Genomic DNA, 16665 nt, shown 5'->3' with positions numbered 1-16665 from the left:
GCTGACTCCCCCGCAGCCCGGCCGGCAGCTCAATCCGCACCACCGAGGCGACTTCGCCTCCGGTTCGGCTTGGCGGCGTAGCGCGCCTCGCGAGCAATCGCTTCAAGCTCCCCCGCGTCGTACATCTCGTCGATGAGCTCGCGGAACGCTTCGAGGATGGCCGCCCGCCGTATGGTGCCCTTGGCGGTGAGCTCGCCGGCGGTGACCGACAGCTCGCGCGGCAGAACACGATACTTCTTCAGCTGATAGGGCCGTGAGAACTCGGCGTTCACTTCATCGAGCCACGCGGTCAGCGCGGCGTCGCGGTCCCCGGCCGAAAGCTGGGCGGCGTCTGAGCTCAGACCCAGCAGTACCGAGAGGTATTTTCGTCCGTCGCCAACCACCACGGCCTCGTCGACGAGCGGGCTGGCTTTGAGTCGCACCTCGATCGGCTGTGGGTTGACCATCTTGCCCCCACTGGTCTTCAAGACATCCTTGAGCCGGCCGAGGATCTTCACCTCGCCGTCGGGGTCCAGCTCGACCAAATCGCCGGTGCAGTACCAGCCGTCCGACATGGCCGCCGAGGATGCCTCGGGATTCTCCCAGTACCCCACGAACAGCGAGGGGGTGCGCAGTTGCAGCTCGCCCTGCTCGGACACCCTCAGTGCCCAACGAGGATCCGGGAGGCACTTGCCGATGGTGCCCGGTTCGGGAAACGACCGATCCCATTGCGCCAGAACCGAACCGCAGGTTTCGGTGGTGCCGAAGAGCTCTCGGAGGTCAAGCCCCCACATGTGCCAGAGTGCGGCTACGTCCGGGGTCATGCTCCCCGATGCGGTCCAGGTCACCCGGATGCGATCCATGCCCACCTTGGCCAGCAGTGGGGTGAACACGGTCTTGCGGGCCAGCGCGTTCGCTGCCGCCAGGTACCACGGTAGCGTGCGCCCCTGCCAGCGCCGAACACTGACCGCACGTGCTACTCCCATGGCCGCGCGGTAACTCAGCTGGAACGTCCGTCCCGACTCGGAGAGTGCCTGCAGCGCCTCAGCGGCGAGCTTCTCGTGCATTCGCGGCGGCCAGAGCACGGCCGTCGGCCGCACACCGATGAGGGCGTCGAGGCGTTCGTCGATGCTGCAGTGGGTGATGACCAGTCGCGTCATGATGGGTACGTGGATGGCGATGAGAGCCGGTGCGACATGCGACAATCCGAGAAAGCCCACGAGATCGTGGCGGGTGCGTCCGAGGTCGGGGTAAGACATGGCGAAGCCGAGGACCGAGTACTGGAGGGTGCGGTGGGTGTGCGTGACACCCTTCGGCGCACCTGTTGAGCCGGAGGTGTAGAACAGGCCCGCGGGTTGATCGATGTCACCGGCGTTCACCATGTTGTCGAAGAGCGTCGGTTCCGCGGCAGCCTGCTCGCGGCCACCGGCCCGTAGTTCCTCCCACGTCTGCACCGTGCCCTCCCCTGCCAGGGCGGCTGGGCGCACGTCGAGCCCGATGGCCACCCGCAGATGAGCAAGCTCAGGAGCCAACGCCGCCAGCTTCTCGGCATCGTCGGTGGTTTCGACGATCATTGCCGTGGCCTTGCTGTTCTCCAGCACGTGCCGGACTTCCGAGAGGGAACTGGTCTGGTGCACACCGACCGGGATGGCGCCAACACTGAGGATCGCTTGGGCCGCTATCACCCATTCGCGGCGGGTTCCGGACAGGATCGCCACACGGTCACCCGCTGCGATGCCCCGCCGGTGCAGGCCCAGTGCCACCTCGCGAACTTCGTTGAGATAGTCGCCCCAGGTGGTCTGCCGAACCACGCCGGCCGACCAGCTCTGGAACGCGACGGTTTCCGGCTCGAATCTGGCGCGTTCGCACAGCATCTGCGGAAAAGTCCGATCGACGGCCTCGAAACCGGCCAAGGTCGACAGCACCGGCCTCCCGTCACTGATATCGGCATCCGACGGCATGGCCGTGACATCATTACCCATCAGTCCAGTTCCTCAGTCAGAGTTGTTCAATTCACCGCCGGAGAACCGCACAGTCGTCTGTCGTCATCCGCCGGCTTTTCACGGTTCAGGGCATTCGCTTCATTGCGTATCTTCGTCCGATGGGCCCAGAATGCCGGCCACATCGCACAGGCATTCCGAATTTCGGGGGTCACGGACTTGTTCGCGGCGGGTATCGCCGGACATCAGCGGACTCCGGCGGGCAGAAGCCTGCGATGTGAACACATATTAACGTAGAGTGGCCGGATGCGCTTTGTCAATCATCAGTCTCGAAACAGGATCAGTGCAAGTTTGGAAGAAAATAGGGGCTGCTCAGGCAGCAATCGTGACCCAGTGACCGCACGCGCAGGCGCCTCTTTCCCGCTGCGGATCGTGATCGCAGAATTTAACAACCATTACTCGATATCGTGATTGCCATGACTGCAGACCGCCCCCCAGCCAAGTCGCCCCGCGCGAACGGTTCTCGTCGAGAGCTGTTGCTGAAGGTGGCTGCGGACCTATTCATCGAGCACCCCTACGACTCGGTCACCGTCGAAATGCTGTGTGCGAAAGCAGGAATCTCCGCACCCGGTCTCTATCGCCACTTCCGGAACAAACAAGCTCTGCTCATCGCCGTCGTGGAAGACCCGATCGGTGCGCTTCACGAGTTCGCGCGAAAGGCCGCCGAGGCGGATACCGACCCGCATACGACCCTGACGGCCATGGTGGACTTCCATATCCACAGCGTCTTGGAGGGACCGCCGACTCCGCTCATTTTCCTCAAGAACGAGCACTCGTTTCCCGAAGCCGACCGTCGTCGCATTCGCCGCTCCATGAATCTCTATGCCGAGGAATGGATCTCGGTGGTGACACGGCTTCGCCCGGACTTGTCCGAGCCAGCGGTACGACTTCTGACCCAGAGCGTCTTCTCCATGCTCAATGCCGCTGCGACACTGCACAAGGGCCTGGACCACAACACGATCCTCACCACGATGTCCACCGCGGCGTACAACGCGCTCACAGCGTCCGACCAGCCGCCGAGGCCAACCGAAGCTACGTGAGCACGGCGCGGCCGGCGCACGGTCATTGCTCCAGCCGTGCCCGGACCGCGGTCAGATACCGCGCCGCATCGGCACCGTCGATGAGCCGGTGGTCGTATGTCAGTGACAGATACGCCATGGTCCGAGCTCGGATCAGGAGTGCACCGTCGGCGTCATGCTCGGGTACCAGGCGTTGAGTGGCAGCACCGATGCCGAGGATTGCCGACTGGGGCTGGTTGATGATGGGAGTGTCGAACAGTGCCCCGCGGCTGCCGGTGTTGGTGATCGTGAAGGTGCCACCGCTCAACTCGTCGGGCCGTATGGAGCCGTCGCGCACGGCTGCGGCTGCAGTCGCGATAGCTGCACCCATCTCCACGACATCCTTGTGCTGGGCATCGCAGATGACCGGCACCATCAGCCCCTTGGGGCTGTCCACTGCCACCCCCAGGTGCACGGAGCCGTGATAGGTCACCTCAGAACAGTCGGCGTCGACCGTGGCATTGATGATGGGGTGCTCGACAAGAGCGTCCACCGCGGCCACCACGATGAAGGGCAGATAGGACAGCCGGGAGCCGGTGCGTTCGAAGAACTCCTGTTTCATCTGCGCGCGGCGGGCCGCGATCACCGTCAGGTCCGCCTCCACAACGGTGGTCAATTGGGCTGCGGTCTGCAGTGATTCGACCATCCGACGTGCGATCGTCCGGCGAATCCGCGGCAGCTTTTCCACCCGGTTGCCTTCACCGCCGGCGTCGATCTCCGATGTCGACGACTCCGTGGGCGCGGGCATCACCGAGTCCGCTGCTTCGGGCACAGGCGGGGGCTGAGTTGCGACGGGAGGAGTCGTCGTCTGCGGATTCGGAGTCGACGGTGCGGAGACCCCGAGAGTGGCGACGATGGCACCCACGGCCACAACAGCGTCCTCGGGTTCGATGACCTCCATCAGGACGCCGGCCGCCGGAGCCGTGATCTCGGTGTCCACCTTGTCGGTCGACACTTCGAGCAGTGGTTCGTCGACCTCCACGTAGTCACCCACGGCTTTGAGCCAGCGTGTGATCGTCGCCTCGGTGACAGCCTCACCCAGGCTGGGCAGTGGCACGGCGATGGCATTTTCCGCTGCAGTCATGTCAGACCGTCCCGACGAGATCGAATGCGGCGCCCACAATGCTGTCGGTATCGATTCCGTGATATCGGTACACCTCTTGCAGGGAGCCGACCTGACCGAATCGACTGACGCCCAGCTGAACTCCCGGTACACCGTTGATGGCGGGCAGGAACGCCAACGTGTGTGGGTGACCGTCGAGGACGCTGAGCATCGGTGCAGCTCGGCCAGCCGGGAAAAGCTGATCCAGAATCCAGGTGGGTCCGTCGCCGCGCCCCTGCCGGGCCTGCAGCGCCTCGTACAGAAGGCCCGGGCTGGTGACACACACGACATCGGCATCAACACCGTGCTGCGCCCGGCGCTCGGCGGCGGCCAAGGTCTCGGTCATCACCGCGCCCATACCGACCAGCGTCAACCCGGGGCTGGCGGCCTTGCGCAGCACGTAACCTCCGGCCAGCACGTGGCGGCGTCGGCGCTGCCGTCCGGCGGGGTCGACGGGTACTGCGGCCAGCAACTGGTCCACCGGGCGGGTGGACAACCGGATGTAAGCCGATGTGCCGTCGGGACGGCCGATGCGTCCGATGCACGACAACAGCGTCCATTCGACATCGATGGCGAAAGCCGGCTCATAACTGACACAGCCCGGTTGCTCCAGACCGATGGAGGGCGTCTTGATCGATTGGTGGGCTCCGCCCTCGGCGGCCAACGTGACGCCGGACGGGGTACCAACCAGAATGGACTGCCCCCCTGCATAAATCCCGTACGACCAGGGTTCCAGCGCGCGCTCGACAAACGGGTCGTAAAGCACGCCGATGGGCAGCAGCGGCTGTCCCCACCGGCTCCACGTTGCGCCGAGTTCGCTCATGAGTCCGACGAGATTGGTTTCGGCGATGCCGAGTTCCATGTGTTGCCCGGTCGGTTTCTCCCGCCAGTGCATGATCGTCTCCGGGTCATCGTCGAACCAGTTGCGACGCTCACTCGGGGACCAGACACCGACCTTGTTCAGCCAGCCGGCCAGGTTGGTCGTCGAACTGACATCGGGGCTGACGGTCACGACCCGTTTGGCAGCTTCCGGAGACTGGCGGCTCAAGTCGAGCAGCACCCGGCCCAGCGCGGCCTGGGTGGTCGCCGTCCCCGACGGAGTGCGTCCCAAGTCTCCCGGTATGGGCGGTGGCGTCATCAGCTGCACCGGTTCACGTTTGAGACGGTGCGCCGTTTGCATGCAGAGGCGACCCGCGGCGGTCTCGGGATCGAATCGAGGCCAGGGATTGCCGACGTCGATGCCCAAGTCCACGGCCAGCTGCTCATACTGCTCCGTCGTGAGCAATGAGGAGTGATTCTGCGGGTGCCCCTGAGTGGGAAGCCCACGGCCTTTGATGGTGTAGGCAATGATGGCCGTCGGCCGAGTGTCGTCGATTCGCGCGTACGCTTCGCGCAGCGCAACGAGATCGTGGCCGCCGAGATTGCGTATCGCCTCGAGTAGTTCCGCATCCTCGAGCTCGGCCACCAGTGCGGCGATGGCCGGCGCGTCCGGGCCCGTTCCCGGTAGCCGCTGGCGGAGTTCCTCTGCGGCACACCGCAAGAGGCGCTGATACTCGGGATTGGGCATGTCGAGGATTCGGGTGCGCAGGGCGGAACCGCCGGAACGGGTGAACAGCGACTCCAGCAAGGCACCGAACTTCACCGTGATCACCTGCCAGCCCGCCGCGGTGAACATTGTCTCCAGCCGCCCGGCAGCGATATTGGGCACCACCCGGTCCAACGACTGACGATTCAGGTCGATGATCCAGACAATCTCGCCGAGATCAGCCACCGTAGGGTCGAGGACGGCCTCCCAGACCGCACCTTCATCCAGTTCGGCATCGCCGACGAGCGAATACTGCCTGCCCTTACCAACTGCGCCGATCTGGGAGTCGACGTATCGGCGCGCGATCGCGCCCCAGATCGGCGCCGTGGCACCGATTCCCACCGAGCCGGTCGAGTAGTCGACCGGGTCCGGGTCTTTGGTGCGGCTCGGATAGGACTGCAGTCCGCCGAACTCACGAAGCCGCGGCAAATACGACACATCGAGTTCACCCAGGAGGTAGTTGATTCCGTGCAGCACTGGTGAGGCATGCGGTTTGACCGACACCCGGTCGCCTGGTTGCAGCTGCTCGAACCACAGCGACGTCATGATCGTCGCCATCGACGCACTGGATGCCTGATGCCCACCTACCTTCAGTCCGCTGGTGTTGGGGCGAATTCGGTTGGCGTGGTGAATGATCGCGGTGGACAACCACAACACTCGCTGTTCGATCTCGCGCAGCGTGGTATGGGGGCTGTCAACATGGTGTGCAGTGCGCAGCACTGCGGTGTTGCCGGGCATCAAGGGTCCTCGTCGGTGAGCGTGGGGTGTGACAGGAGTTGCTGCACTGGACTCAGGTCATGAGTCTGCGACCGCGTAGTCGCGCGGGTTCCCTGGGTGAGAGAGGCCCAGCGCGGTGGTGGTGTACCGCCACCCGAGTCACGGTCCGCGTGTGCAAAAGACCATCGATAGTGGACCACCGACGTCACGTATGCGCAAGGCATGCTCGTCCGTCAATGCAATCTGCTCATCTTCAAACGCGCGACGCCGATCAGACTGTGCATTGTGACCAACGGACGGCGCATCAACGCGCTCGAAGCGACGATCAACAAGACAGGGTGCCGGACGCCGGTGTCCCCGTACCCAGGGCTGAGCGATCTGCCCACCGGCACGCCGGAATGCGCGCTTGCACTGGGCAGAATGCGCGACGGCATCCACACCCATTGTGCGACAGGGCCACAACCGTGTTGACTGGGTTACACCCCTCTCCCTGGTGTGGGCACCTGCCATCAGGGGACGACGAGGATTCGAAAGATTCAGCCCCGAGGAGGGACGCCGCGATGAGCGCCAACAAGCAATCAGCGCAACACACGTCGATGAGTTACGAACCACTGACTCCCACCGCATACCTCGATCGCGCGGCCGCCTGTCATGGGGACCGTGTGGCCGTGGTGGACGGTGAACTCAGCTGGACCTACGAACAGCTGCACCAGCGGTCGGCGCAACTGGCGGGCGGGCTGGCGCAGCTGTCGACTGGACGTCCGGTCGCCGTTCTGGCGCCCAACTCGCATGTTCTGCTCGAAGCGCATTTCGGTGTGCCGTGGTCCGGTTCGCCCCTGATCGCGCTCAACACCCGGCTCTCGGCACCCGAAATTGCGTACATGTTGGGCCATTCCGAGGCCTCCGTACTGATCTACGATCCGGTCTTCGCTGAGGTTGTCGAGCAGGTGCGAGGGCAGATGAGCGCTTCACCGCTACTGGTACAGGCCGGTGATGATCAGCAAAGTGACTACGAGCAGATGTTGTCGGCAGCTTCCCCGCTGCAACGCGCCCCGGTCGACGAGCTGGCATTGCTGTCTGTCAACTACACCTCGGGAACCACGGGAAAACCGAAGGGAGTGATGTACTCTCACCGCGGCGCCTATCTTCAGGCATTGGCGATGGTCGGACACACGGGTCTGTCCCCCTCTGCGGTCTACCTGTGGACCCTGCCGATGTTCCATTGCAACGGCTGGTGTTTCCCGTGGGCAGTCACCGCCGCGGCCGCCACCCATGTGTGCTTGCGCAAGGTCGAGCCCTCAGAGATCTGGCGACTGATCAGGCGACAGGGCGTCACTCACCTCAACGGCGCCCCCACCGTGCTGTCCATGATCGCCCACGCGCCCGAGGCAGACACCATCGACGGCACACCGGTGCGGATCGCCACCGGCGGTGCGCCGCCGTCGCCGGCCATCCTGCGCCGGATGTCGGCACTCGGATTCGACGTCACCCATCTGTATGGACTGACCGAAACCTACGGGCCCGCGGCCATCTGCGATTGGAGACCCGAGTGGGACGAACTGGATCTGGAAGCGCGCGCAAAGATCAAAGCCCGTCAGGGTGTGGCGAACATGATCTCCTGCGAGATCCGTGTGCTCGCCGACGACGGCACAGATGTGCCCTCCGATGGCGCGACCACCGGCGAGATCGCGTTGCGGGGCAACAACGTGATGGTCGGGTATCTGCATGACCCAGCCGCCACCGAGGCGGCGGCCCCCGACGGCTGGTTCCGCACCGGCGATCTGGGCGTACGCCATCCCGACGGGTACATCGAACTGCGTGATCGCAGTAAAGACGTCATCATCTCAGGCGGAGAGAACATTGCCTCGGTGGAAGTCGAGCAGGCGATCATGGAGCACCCCGCCGTCCTCGAAGTCGCGGTGATCGCGTTTCCTGATGCGCAGTGGGGCGAAGTTCCGGCTGCCCACGTCGCACTCAAACCCGGCTGTGAAGCCACCGCCGATGAGATCATCGATCACGTCAAAGCCACGATTGCACGTTTCAAGGCGCCCAAGCACGTCATCTTCGGCGAGCTGCCGAAGACGTCTACCGGCAAGACGCAGAAGTATCTGCTGCGCGAGCGCGCCTGGCAAGGTCAGGGCAAGCGCGTTCAATGATGCGTAGAGGTGGTGCGGCATAAGCGCAACAACAGAACATCAGATCGCGTGGGAACTCGCCGACGCCCTGAACCAGCATCTGACCGTCGAGGACCGCGCCGTGGTGTACATGAACCTGGGCAGCGCGCACCATTCAGCGGCCATTCGTCGCCTCCTGCATGTGGCTCTGCGCGCCCAGGTTGGGCTTTCAGCCTCGATTCTCGACGAACTGCAGGTGTGGTGCCGTGTCTGCCGGCGCGAGGATGACTTCGCGCCGCTGCTTGCGCGACTCCGGCAACCGACCTCATCGCCGGGGCTCCCCCGGCCCGGTAACGTCAGTCGCGGTATGCCCTGACCAGTCTCTAGAGCCGCAGCGCCTCGGCGATCAACGCCGCCTGGGCGATCACCGCGTCCTGCCACGGTTGCAGCAGATGCGCCGGCGAGGCATCGAAGCTCTGCCCGAACGGGTCGACCGCACCGGTTTCGTGACCGGTCAACGCTTCCAGCACCGCCAGCCCGCAGAACGGTACGTGCACCGGCGAATAGCCGCCTTCGTGGAGAAGACGATCTTGCCGCCGCACACGTCCTCGGCCAGGGTGACCAGGAGGGCGGCCATGTCCTTGAAGCCACCCGAGGTGACGGTCATGCAGCCGAGCGGGTCGACGGGACTGGGATCGAATCCGCTGGAGACGAAGATGATGTCGGGCCGGAACGCCGTCACGGCCGGGACGGCGACCCGTTCGATCGCCGCGAGGTACGCCCCGTTGCCCGAGCCGGCGTGCAGGGGCACGTTGATGTTGGTGCCGCTGGCTCCGGTGTCGGTGACGGCGCCGGTGTCCTGAGGGAAGAGCCGGTCCTGGTGCAGGGAGATGGTGAGCACATCGGGGTCGTCCCAGTAGATGGATTCGGCGCCGTTGCCGTGGTGGACGTCGTAGTCGACGATCGCGACCCGCCGTACACCGAGGTGGGCACGGGCGTATTCGATGGCGACACAGACGTTGGAGAAGATGCAGAAGCCCATGCCCGTGTCGCGGCGGGCGTGGTGGCCGGGTGGGCGCACCAACGCGTAGGCGTTGTCGGCGGCGCCGGTGAGGACGGCCTCGGCGGCGGCGATGGTGCCGCCGGCGGCCAGCCGGGCGATGTCGTAGGACCCGGGTCCGAACGGGGTGAAGCCGTCTCCCCCGTCGCCGCCGCGGTCGGCGCTCTCGCGTTCGATGCGATCGATGTACGCGGCGTCGTGCACCCGCAGCAGGTCCTCGCGTGTGGCCGTCCGTGGTGCGATCCGGGTCAGCTCGTCGATCATCCCGGAGACCTCGACCAGCCCGGCCATGCGGGATTTCGACTCGGCGCTCTCGAAGGTCATGTGCGGCTGGTTGAAACCGCCGGCCGGGAAGATGCCGACGTGGGTGCCGGTGTCATGCCAGGCGTAGCGTTCGTGCCAGATGTAGCCGGTGCGTCGTTGCGCGCTCATGTGGTACCCACCTTCTCGGGAGCCTGCAGGGAATCGAAAAGCTCGTCCACGCGCCGCTTTTCGTCAGCGTTCGACGGCATGGCGTACGCCACGACGATGTATACGGCGAAGTTGACGGCCAGGGCGGCCACCCCGGAGGTCAGGCCGCCGAGCGCCGGGATGGCGATCGGGTAGAGCACCTGCAGCACACAGGCCGTGCCGAAACCGAGGACCATCGCGGCCACCGCGGCGGTGGCATTGCCGCGGCGCCAGAAGATTCCGAGGAACACCGTGGGCGCAAGCTGCACGATGCCCTGATAGGACACCTGCGCCAGCGTCACCATGCCGGAGGACAGCGCGTCCGTCGTCGCCACCGCGACCGCACCGGCCAGCAGCGTCAGCACGCCGACCGAGATCTTGCCCCAGCGGGGATCTTCGACGCGGGTTCCGCGGGCCACGCCCACCACGTCGTTGGCGATCTGCGCACCCAGGGCCTGCAGGTTGGCCCCGACGTTGCCCATGGTGGCGGCCAGCACGCACACCCCGGCCAGCGTCAGGATCGCCGGTCCGCCGATGGAGGCCGTCAGGAACCACACCTCGTCGGGGGCCTCGGCCACGCCGGGGTAGGTCGAGGCCGCCAGGGCCAGCAGGCACAGCGAGGAGCCGAAGATCAGCAGTAGCGGTGAGGCCATCACGGCAGCGCGTTTGATGGTGTGGGTGCTGTTGGAGGCGAACAGCCGTACGAAGATGTCCGGCCAGCACCAGCCGCCGAGCGCACCGGTGGCGATCAACGAGAACAGATACAGCGGGCCGTCGACGCTGCCAGGCCCGGGCAGGGTGAAGAACGTGGGGTCGACCTCGCCGAAACCGTGGCCGTGGGTCAGCAACCAGGTGAGCAGGCCGAGGATCAGCACGGTGCCGACCAGATACGCGACGATGCCCTGCACGAAATCGCTGATCACCAGGCCGCGGGCGCCCAGGCGCACCGTCCACCACTGGCGCGCGACCAGGACTCCGATGCCGATGAAAGCCGCCCCCGCCGCGGGCACGGCGCCGAAAGACAGGTACTCGAAGACCAGGGTCAGCGACTGCATGCCGAGCACGATCCACGGGAACGAGGCGATGACACCGATGAGGGCGGCGATCACCCGGACCGCCGTGGAGCCGTAGCGCAGGCCCAGCAGGTCGGCCTGGGTGCGTAGGTCGAATCGTCTGCCCCACTCGTGCACGGGTTTGGCCAGCAGGAACATGAGCACGACCGCCAGGATCGAGTAGGCCACGAAATAGAACCCGATGGCCCCGGCGCTGGCAGCGTAGCCGGCGAAGGCGATGAAGATCGTGCCGGGCAGCCAGGTGTTGACAAACGCCATCGCCGAGAACATCGGGCCGAAAGACCGCCCGGCCGTGGCATATTCGCTGAAATCGGCGCTGCCTTTGGTGCGTTGCAGGACGACCAACAGCACGATGAGGAAGACGGCGACGCCGCCGTAGCCGATGAGGATCTCCATGTCAGTCCTCCCCGACCGAACTGTCGGCGCGGTACATGATCAGCAGTGAGACCACGCCGATCACGCCGGTGATGAGGAAGAACCACACCCCGTTCTGACCGAGGTACCACGTCAGCGGCGGGAACAGCAGGATCACGAAGTTCAGCACGGCGAGCGCAACCACGATGGTCGCGTTGCGGCGTTTCGCTGGGCGTGGGGCCTCGGCGGGCATCAGCGTCTCCACTCGTGCCGGAACGTTCCGGCACGTCTGAGACTCGTGCCACACCCGGGGCCTTGTCAAGGGGTGAGCGGCAATTTACGAGCTGGTTACGATGACCGCATGGCAGCGCGACGGGTGACGATCGTGGAGATCGCCCAGCATGTCGGGCTGTCGAAGACGACGGTCTCCGACGCGTTGCACGGCGGCGGCCGGGTGTCGCCGGCCACCGCGGCGAAGGTGGCCGCCGCCGCCAGCGAACTCGGCTACGTGACCAACCGGGCGGCCCGCCAGTTGCGCGGCCGCAGCGTCGGCGCCTTCGGGATCTACATCCCGCCGATCGCGAGGAACTTCAACTTCTACATGGAGTTCGCGTTCGGCGCGGCGCACGGGTCGGCCGAGCACGACGCCGATCTGACGCTCTTCGCCCGTGACGCCGACGTGGGTCCGCGGCACTTCCAGGTCGACGGCGTGCTGGCGGTCGATCCCCTGCCGGGCGATCCCATGCTCGAGCGTCTGGTCGACGCCGGAATCCCGATGGTGACGGCCGGCCGGCCACCGGAGGCCCTGGCCGATGCGGTGTCCGCGGTGATCGAAGCGCCGCACAGCGACCTAACCCGGCTGGTCCTCGACCACCTGCGCCAAAGCGGTTACGGCAGGCCGGCTTTCGTCGGATCGGACCGGCAGTTCTACTCGTCCTGGGCCGACGATGTGCGACAGAGCTATCTGGACTGGTGCGCAACGCAGTCGGTGGAGCCGTCCGCCTTCGACTGCCCGCTGGGTGCAACGCTAGAGGAGCTGAGCGCGGCGGTGCGCTCAGCCGCCGCCCCGTCAGATGTCGATGCCCTGGTGTGCGCGCCGCAGGGTTTCGCCGGCCGGTCCATCGGCATCCTGCAGTCGATGGGCAGGCACGTCGGCCCCGAGTTCGGCCTGGCCTCGTTGAGTAGTGATCCCACAACGGAATTGAGCAATCAGCGGATCACCGCGGTGGATCTGGCGCCTTGGACGTTCGGGCGCGATGCCGTCAACCTGCTGGCCGCAGTGACCGCCGGTGAGTCCCGGCCCTACCTCAATCGGTTCGAGAAGGTCAGTATCCGCAAGGCCGGTGCGCAGGCCGCGCAGCCCTGGGCGGTGCAGTCCGGTCCGTCAACCGACTGACGGACCCCATGTGATCCGTAGATACGGGCCGGCGCCCTCGTTCGGATCCCGAGGCGTTTCGTTGTCCTCGGATGCGTCGACGGTCTCGACCATGTCCTCGGGGTCGATGGGTGGAGGTAGCTGCCGGTACTTGGCGCGGGGGTCATCGTCTGTCATCTCGACTCCTTGCCGATCAGACGGCCTTCAGGCGTCAGCATACGGGCCCGAAGCGCCCGCCTTTACGCGACTTTTCAGCGACGCATTATCAAAGTCGCGCAAAAGTCGCGCAGAGGCGGGCACAACACCGTCCGTCAGGCGTTGTTGCTCGGCGGCCTGGCCTCCGGGCAGGCCGACACCAAGCCCGCGATCGCTGTCTGCGTCGACAGCGAGCCTTCGACGTATCCACGGGGCGCGGGATCGGTGACGCTCCGGTCGGGGTTATTCACCTGATCTCGGCGGCTCTGCGCGATTTGTTCTGCGCCGGAGGCCCATTGGTCGAGGTAGCCGGTAATATCCGTCGAGTCGACATCACCTTGTGAATCCCGGATGGCGGTGGCCATCGAGGATTCGGCGTCCGCGAGGTCGAGAGTGCCCTCCCGACCTTCTTCGCCGCTGGCGATCGCCGCCTCCGCCGTCCCCACGGTGTCGTTCCATTGAGCGAACAACGAGCTGACGACGCCGCAATCTGTGGTCGGTTCGGAGTCGTCGCCCCGCATCACGATCAGTACCGCGGCGACGGCAACCACCACGACCGTCACCGCTGCTGCGACCCACACCACCGTTGTCCGAGAGGTCATCTGGGCACCGAGGCGGTAGGGAGTCCCGGGGTGATGGGCGATTCATCGGCACCGATGGCGATGACGGGCCCACAAATATCGGGGATGTACATCGTCAGACGCGGGTTGTGAGCGGCGGCGTTGTAAATCTCCTGAATGGTGATCGGCTCCCATTCCCCGAGCCCGACAGCCGGAATCGAGAGCCCGCCGAGGTCTTGCTCGGTGACGACCTTGGTCAGGTGCTCGGCTTCGAACTGATAATCGACCCACTTCGCCTGATACCACCGGCCGTCTTCGTGTATCCAGCGCACGTGCTCGGCAGAGCCGTCGAAGCTCTGACCGGTGATCCGCAGCCGATACGCCTCTTGGAGGTGAGCTATCGGCTCGGCCTCCATTCCGGGCCAGTTGGGTTCGACAACCTCCTGCATGCCGGACGACGGCCCGGTCAGTTGCTTCATGTCTGACGGGTCGATGGCCCGTTGCCAGGGCGCGACGGGTCCCTGCACGGGCTTGTCGAACCCGCCCTGCGACCGGTCCACCGACCAGTACCCACCGCCCCGCGCCGAGTCGGGCGGAGGCTTGAGGTCGGCGGTTTCGGGCGGGACGGTACCCGGGATCGGCGGCACCGGTGGGCCGTCACCGCTGGCGATCTCGATGGCATTGGCGAACGCGGCATCCACGGTGTTCGCGGCGGCGACGATCGAGGTCAACTCGGGCTGCAGTTCCATCGCCTTCAGCTCGGCCTCCATCAGCGGCATGGACACTCCCGCTGCAGGCACGATGGTGTTGGTGGTGGCATCGATCTGCATGTCCATCGACGCCGCCTTCTGACGCAACACCTGCAGACGGTTCTTGACCGCTGCCAGGTCGTCTGCGGCCTGACCAGCAGCGACTGCCACAACATGCGCCTCGACGGCGTCCATCTCGAGGTTCTTGCCGGTGCTCGCTACTGCGTCGCGGGCCGCGTCCGCGGTCTCGCCCTGCCATGTCTCGAAGATCGACAGGGCGTTCAGGCCCTGTGCCGCATCCCTGGATGCGCGTGACCGTGCCACCGCCGCGCGATGAACCTCCCGGATGGACTCCACGCTCCATTCGTCGATGTCGGCAACTGTCACAGTCATGGTGTGGGTCCCTGGGGCCGGAGCCGGTCGAGGGCAGCTGCGTGCCGCTCCTCCATGTCGGCGAAACCTTGCCCGCTGCCCCGCAGCGCCTCGGCGTGCCCAGCAACGGCTCCACCGAGCACCGCGGTGCGCTGCCGCCAAGCCGCCGTCTTGAGGCCCAGTGCCCGCGCCGAAACGCCTTTGAGTCCTGTTTCGGCGGATTCGATGCGCCCGTCGGCCTGGGAATGGCCGGTCAGTACGGCTTCGGCATGGCCGTCGACCTCGACCGCAGTGGCATATAGCTGTTCAATTCCTGCGTTCAGGTTCTTGCCCATACGTCCGCCTTCCCCGGGTCGTGTTCCATCGGAACTCAGCTGGCCACAGATCTCCGGATCCATGCATAGCAGCAAAGCGGCATAGTCGGCCAGTCACTCTGTAGAAGTACCCGCCCGGGTCTACTCTCAGAACAATGGTTAGTCTGCCGCTCCGAACCGGGGACCCAGTATGTGGCTGACTCTGGCCAAGTGGGCGCTACTGGCCTTCCTCGCCGTCGGCGTGACCATCTTTGTGGTGGTGTACCTGCGCAACGTAGGCAAGTTCAAGGCGCAACGCCTACGTTCGAATCCGGATCTGGGCCCATCCACCACGTGGGCGGTGGTTCCACCTACTCCCCTGCCCGAATGGGTCGACTGGGACGACGACGAGCCGGAGGATGACACGGCGTCCCGCAGGTAGCCGCCCTCAGCCCAAGGCGTCGACGATGCGCACTTCCCGCTCTACTGCGTCCCCGAGCACCGCACAGGCCCGCTGATACTCGTCGCTGTTGTAGCAGTCCAACGCGGCCTCATGGCTCGGGAACTGGATGAGCACGATCCGGACCGCGGAATCGGGATAGAGCGACGTGAATTCACCACTGCGAGCCAGGAATTCGCCACCGGCGGCGGCAATCGCGGGACCGGCGATCTCAGCGTACTTCTTGTGCCGCTGCGGGTCGGAGATCGATCTGTAGATCGCAATCCAGTACGCGGTGGCCATCGATGTACCTCCCTATCGGTGTGGTCAGTTTATCGGCACCGAGCACCAAGGCTTTTCGGTCATTGTCTCCAGACGTTCTCGGGCCCTACTGTGCAGATCGACCCGTCACCGATTCTCCCGGCGGCTCAGGGCGGGACTGCCGATACCCGGATAACCAATCCCTGAATAGCCCCGAAATGCACTGCCACTGTGGTGTCAACCCCCTACCGACTTGCGAGGACGACGGAGAAACGATGCCAGACGACGGCTCTGACACCACCACCGAGGCCGACCCACCACCTCGAATGTCGGTGCTGCCCTTCGGGGTATCACGCCGCCGCTTCATCGCCTACTCCGGCACCGCTGTCGCGGCGACGGCCGGCGTCGCCGTGGTGGTCTCCCGCCTGGGTGACGACGCCGCAGGCACCGATGTCGACCCCGACCTCATCTCGACCGTGCTGGTGGTCAACGGCACCGAGCACACCCTCGCCCTCGATCCCCGCGCCACGCTGCTCGACGCGCTTCGCGACCAGATCGGGCTGACCGGCACCAAGAAGGGCTGTGACCACGGTCAGTGCGGCGCCTGCACCGTGCACGTCGACGGACGCCGGGTGCTGTCCTGTCTGACGCTGGCGCCCACCGTGCACACCCGCGCGGTCACCACCATCGAGGGCCTCGCTGATGGCGACGACCTGCACCCCGTCCAGCAAGCATTCATCGACAACGACGCCATGCAATGCGGGTTCTGCACCCCAGGCCAGATCATGTCCGCCGTAGCGGTGATCGAGGACGGACGCACCGAGTCCGACGAACAGATCCGGGAACACATGTCAGGCAACATCTGTCGCTGCAGCGCCTACCCGTTCATCGTCGAAGCCGTCAAAACCGCACGCGATCGGATGGCCTGA

General features: G+C 65.5%; 17 protein-coding genes. 5 read left to right on the top strand and 12 right to left on the bottom strand.

Annotation, left to right across the window (positions count from 1 at the left end):
- Positions 1-29: 29 nt before the first annotated feature.
- Positions 30-1961, bottom strand: a complete 1932-nt coding sequence (locus BVC93_RS22005; protein WP_083739318.1) for an AMP-dependent synthetase/ligase — start codon at positions 1959-1961, stop codon at positions 30-32.
- A 434-nt stretch (positions 1962-2395) separates the two neighbouring features.
- On the opposite strand from BVC93_RS22005, the gene BVC93_RS22000 reads away from it, so the two are divergent.
- Positions 2396-3019, top strand: coding sequence for a TetR/AcrR family transcriptional regulator (locus BVC93_RS22000; protein WP_236950067.1), 624 nt, complete (start codon positions 2396-2398; stop codon positions 3017-3019).
- A 22-nt stretch (positions 3020-3041) separates the two neighbouring features.
- Here BVC93_RS22000 and BVC93_RS21995 read toward each other — a convergent pair whose 3' ends face one another.
- Both BVC93_RS21995 and BVC93_RS21990 read right to left on the bottom strand, forming a co-directional pair.
- On the bottom strand, positions 3042-4121 hold the full coding sequence (locus BVC93_RS21995) for a 2-oxo acid dehydrogenase subunit E2 (RefSeq protein WP_083739317.1): 1080 nt from the start codon (positions 4119-4121) through the stop codon (positions 3042-3044).
- A gap of 1 nt (position 4122) precedes the next feature.
- The gene (locus BVC93_RS21990) at positions 4123-6462 is read right to left on the bottom strand and encodes a transketolase-like TK C-terminal-containing protein (RefSeq protein ID WP_083739316.1); all 2340 of its coding nucleotides are present in this window, start codon (positions 6460-6462) and stop codon (positions 4123-4125) included.
- 539 nt (positions 6463-7001) lie between these two features.
- On the opposite strand from BVC93_RS21990, the gene BVC93_RS21980 reads away from it, so the two are divergent.
- Positions 7002-8597: an AMP-binding protein gene (locus BVC93_RS21980; protein WP_083739314.1), complete on the top strand. Its 1596-nt coding sequence runs from the start codon at positions 7002-7004 to the stop codon at positions 8595-8597.
- Between the two features lie 341 nt (positions 8598-8938).
- Here the strand turns inward: BVC93_RS21980 and BVC93_RS34130 are convergent, their stop codons facing one another.
- Genes BVC93_RS34130 through BVC93_RS21965 form a run of 4 tightly spaced genes read right to left on the bottom strand, consistent with a single transcriptional unit; the run spans position 8939 to position 11745 of the window.
- Positions 8939-9112, bottom strand: a complete 174-nt coding sequence (locus tag BVC93_RS34130; RefSeq protein WP_236950066.1) for a hypothetical protein — start codon at positions 9110-9112, stop codon at positions 8939-8941.
- Positions 9070-10047 carry a class II histone deacetylase gene (locus BVC93_RS21975; protein ID WP_236950065.1) on the bottom strand — a complete coding sequence of 326 codons (978 nt, stop codon included), beginning with the start codon at positions 10045-10047 and terminating at the stop codon, positions 9070-9072. The genes BVC93_RS34130 and BVC93_RS21975 overlap by 43 nt, the downstream gene beginning before the upstream one ends.
- Positions 10044-11534: a sodium:solute symporter family protein gene (locus BVC93_RS21970; protein WP_083739313.1), complete on the bottom strand. Its 1491-nt coding sequence runs from the start codon at positions 11532-11534 to the stop codon at positions 10044-10046. The genes BVC93_RS21975 and BVC93_RS21970 overlap by 4 nt, the downstream gene beginning before the upstream one ends.
- A gap of 1 nt (position 11535) precedes the next feature.
- A complete protein-coding gene (locus BVC93_RS21965) occupies positions 11536-11745 on the bottom strand; it encodes a hypothetical protein (RefSeq protein ID WP_083741232.1) in 210 nt (69 codons plus the stop codon).
- Between the two features lie 108 nt (positions 11746-11853).
- Between BVC93_RS21965 and BVC93_RS21960 the strand changes: the two genes are divergently transcribed.
- Entirely contained in the window at positions 11854-12888 is a 1035-nt protein-coding gene (locus BVC93_RS21960; protein ID WP_083739312.1) for a LacI family DNA-binding transcriptional regulator, read from the top strand.
- Here BVC93_RS21960 and BVC93_RS33225 read toward each other — a convergent pair.
- From BVC93_RS33225 to BVC93_RS21945, 4 genes are all read right to left on the bottom strand, one after another.
- Positions 12877-13044 (bottom strand): hypothetical protein, encoded by a 168-nt coding sequence (locus tag BVC93_RS33225; RefSeq protein ID WP_157517028.1) that lies wholly within the window; start codon positions 13042-13044, stop codon positions 12877-12879. The genes BVC93_RS21960 and BVC93_RS33225 overlap by 12 nt on opposite strands.
- Positions 13045-13178: 134 nt before the next feature.
- Entirely contained in the window at positions 13179-13664 is a 486-nt protein-coding gene (locus BVC93_RS21955; RefSeq protein ID WP_157517027.1) for a hypothetical protein, read from the bottom strand.
- Positions 13661-14764: a hypothetical protein gene (locus BVC93_RS21950; protein WP_157517026.1), complete on the bottom strand. Its 1104-nt coding sequence runs from the start codon at positions 14762-14764 to the stop codon at positions 13661-13663. The genes BVC93_RS21955 and BVC93_RS21950 overlap by 4 nt, the downstream gene beginning before the upstream one ends.
- On the bottom strand, positions 14761-15078 hold the full coding sequence (locus BVC93_RS21945; protein WP_083739309.1) for a hypothetical protein: 318 nt from the start codon (positions 15076-15078) through the stop codon (positions 14761-14763). The genes BVC93_RS21950 and BVC93_RS21945 overlap by 4 nt, the downstream gene beginning before the upstream one ends.
- Positions 15079-15247: 169 nt before the next feature.
- Here BVC93_RS21945 and BVC93_RS21940 point away from each other — a divergent pair, with 169 nt between their 5' ends.
- Positions 15248-15478 carry a hypothetical protein gene (locus BVC93_RS21940; RefSeq protein ID WP_083739308.1) on the top strand — a complete coding sequence of 77 codons (231 nt, stop codon included), beginning with the start codon at positions 15248-15250 and terminating at the stop codon, positions 15476-15478.
- Positions 15479-15484: 6 nt separating this feature from the next.
- On the opposite strand, the gene BVC93_RS21935 is transcribed toward BVC93_RS21940, so the two are convergent.
- Positions 15485-15778, bottom strand: a complete 294-nt coding sequence (locus BVC93_RS21935) for a DUF1330 domain-containing protein (protein WP_083739307.1) — start codon at positions 15776-15778, stop codon at positions 15485-15487.
- Positions 15779-16011: 233 nt separating this feature from the next.
- On the opposite strand from BVC93_RS21935, the gene BVC93_RS21930 reads away from it, so the two are divergent.
- Positions 16012-16665, top strand: coding sequence for a (2Fe-2S)-binding protein (locus tag BVC93_RS21930; protein ID WP_236950064.1), 654 nt, complete (start codon positions 16012-16014; stop codon positions 16663-16665).

Source organism: Mycobacterium sp. MS1601 (genome assembly GCF_001984215.1).
GTDB lineage: Bacteria > Actinomycetota > Actinomycetes > Mycobacteriales > Mycobacteriaceae > Mycobacterium.
This window is presented reverse-complemented; position numbering and strand designations above follow the sequence as displayed.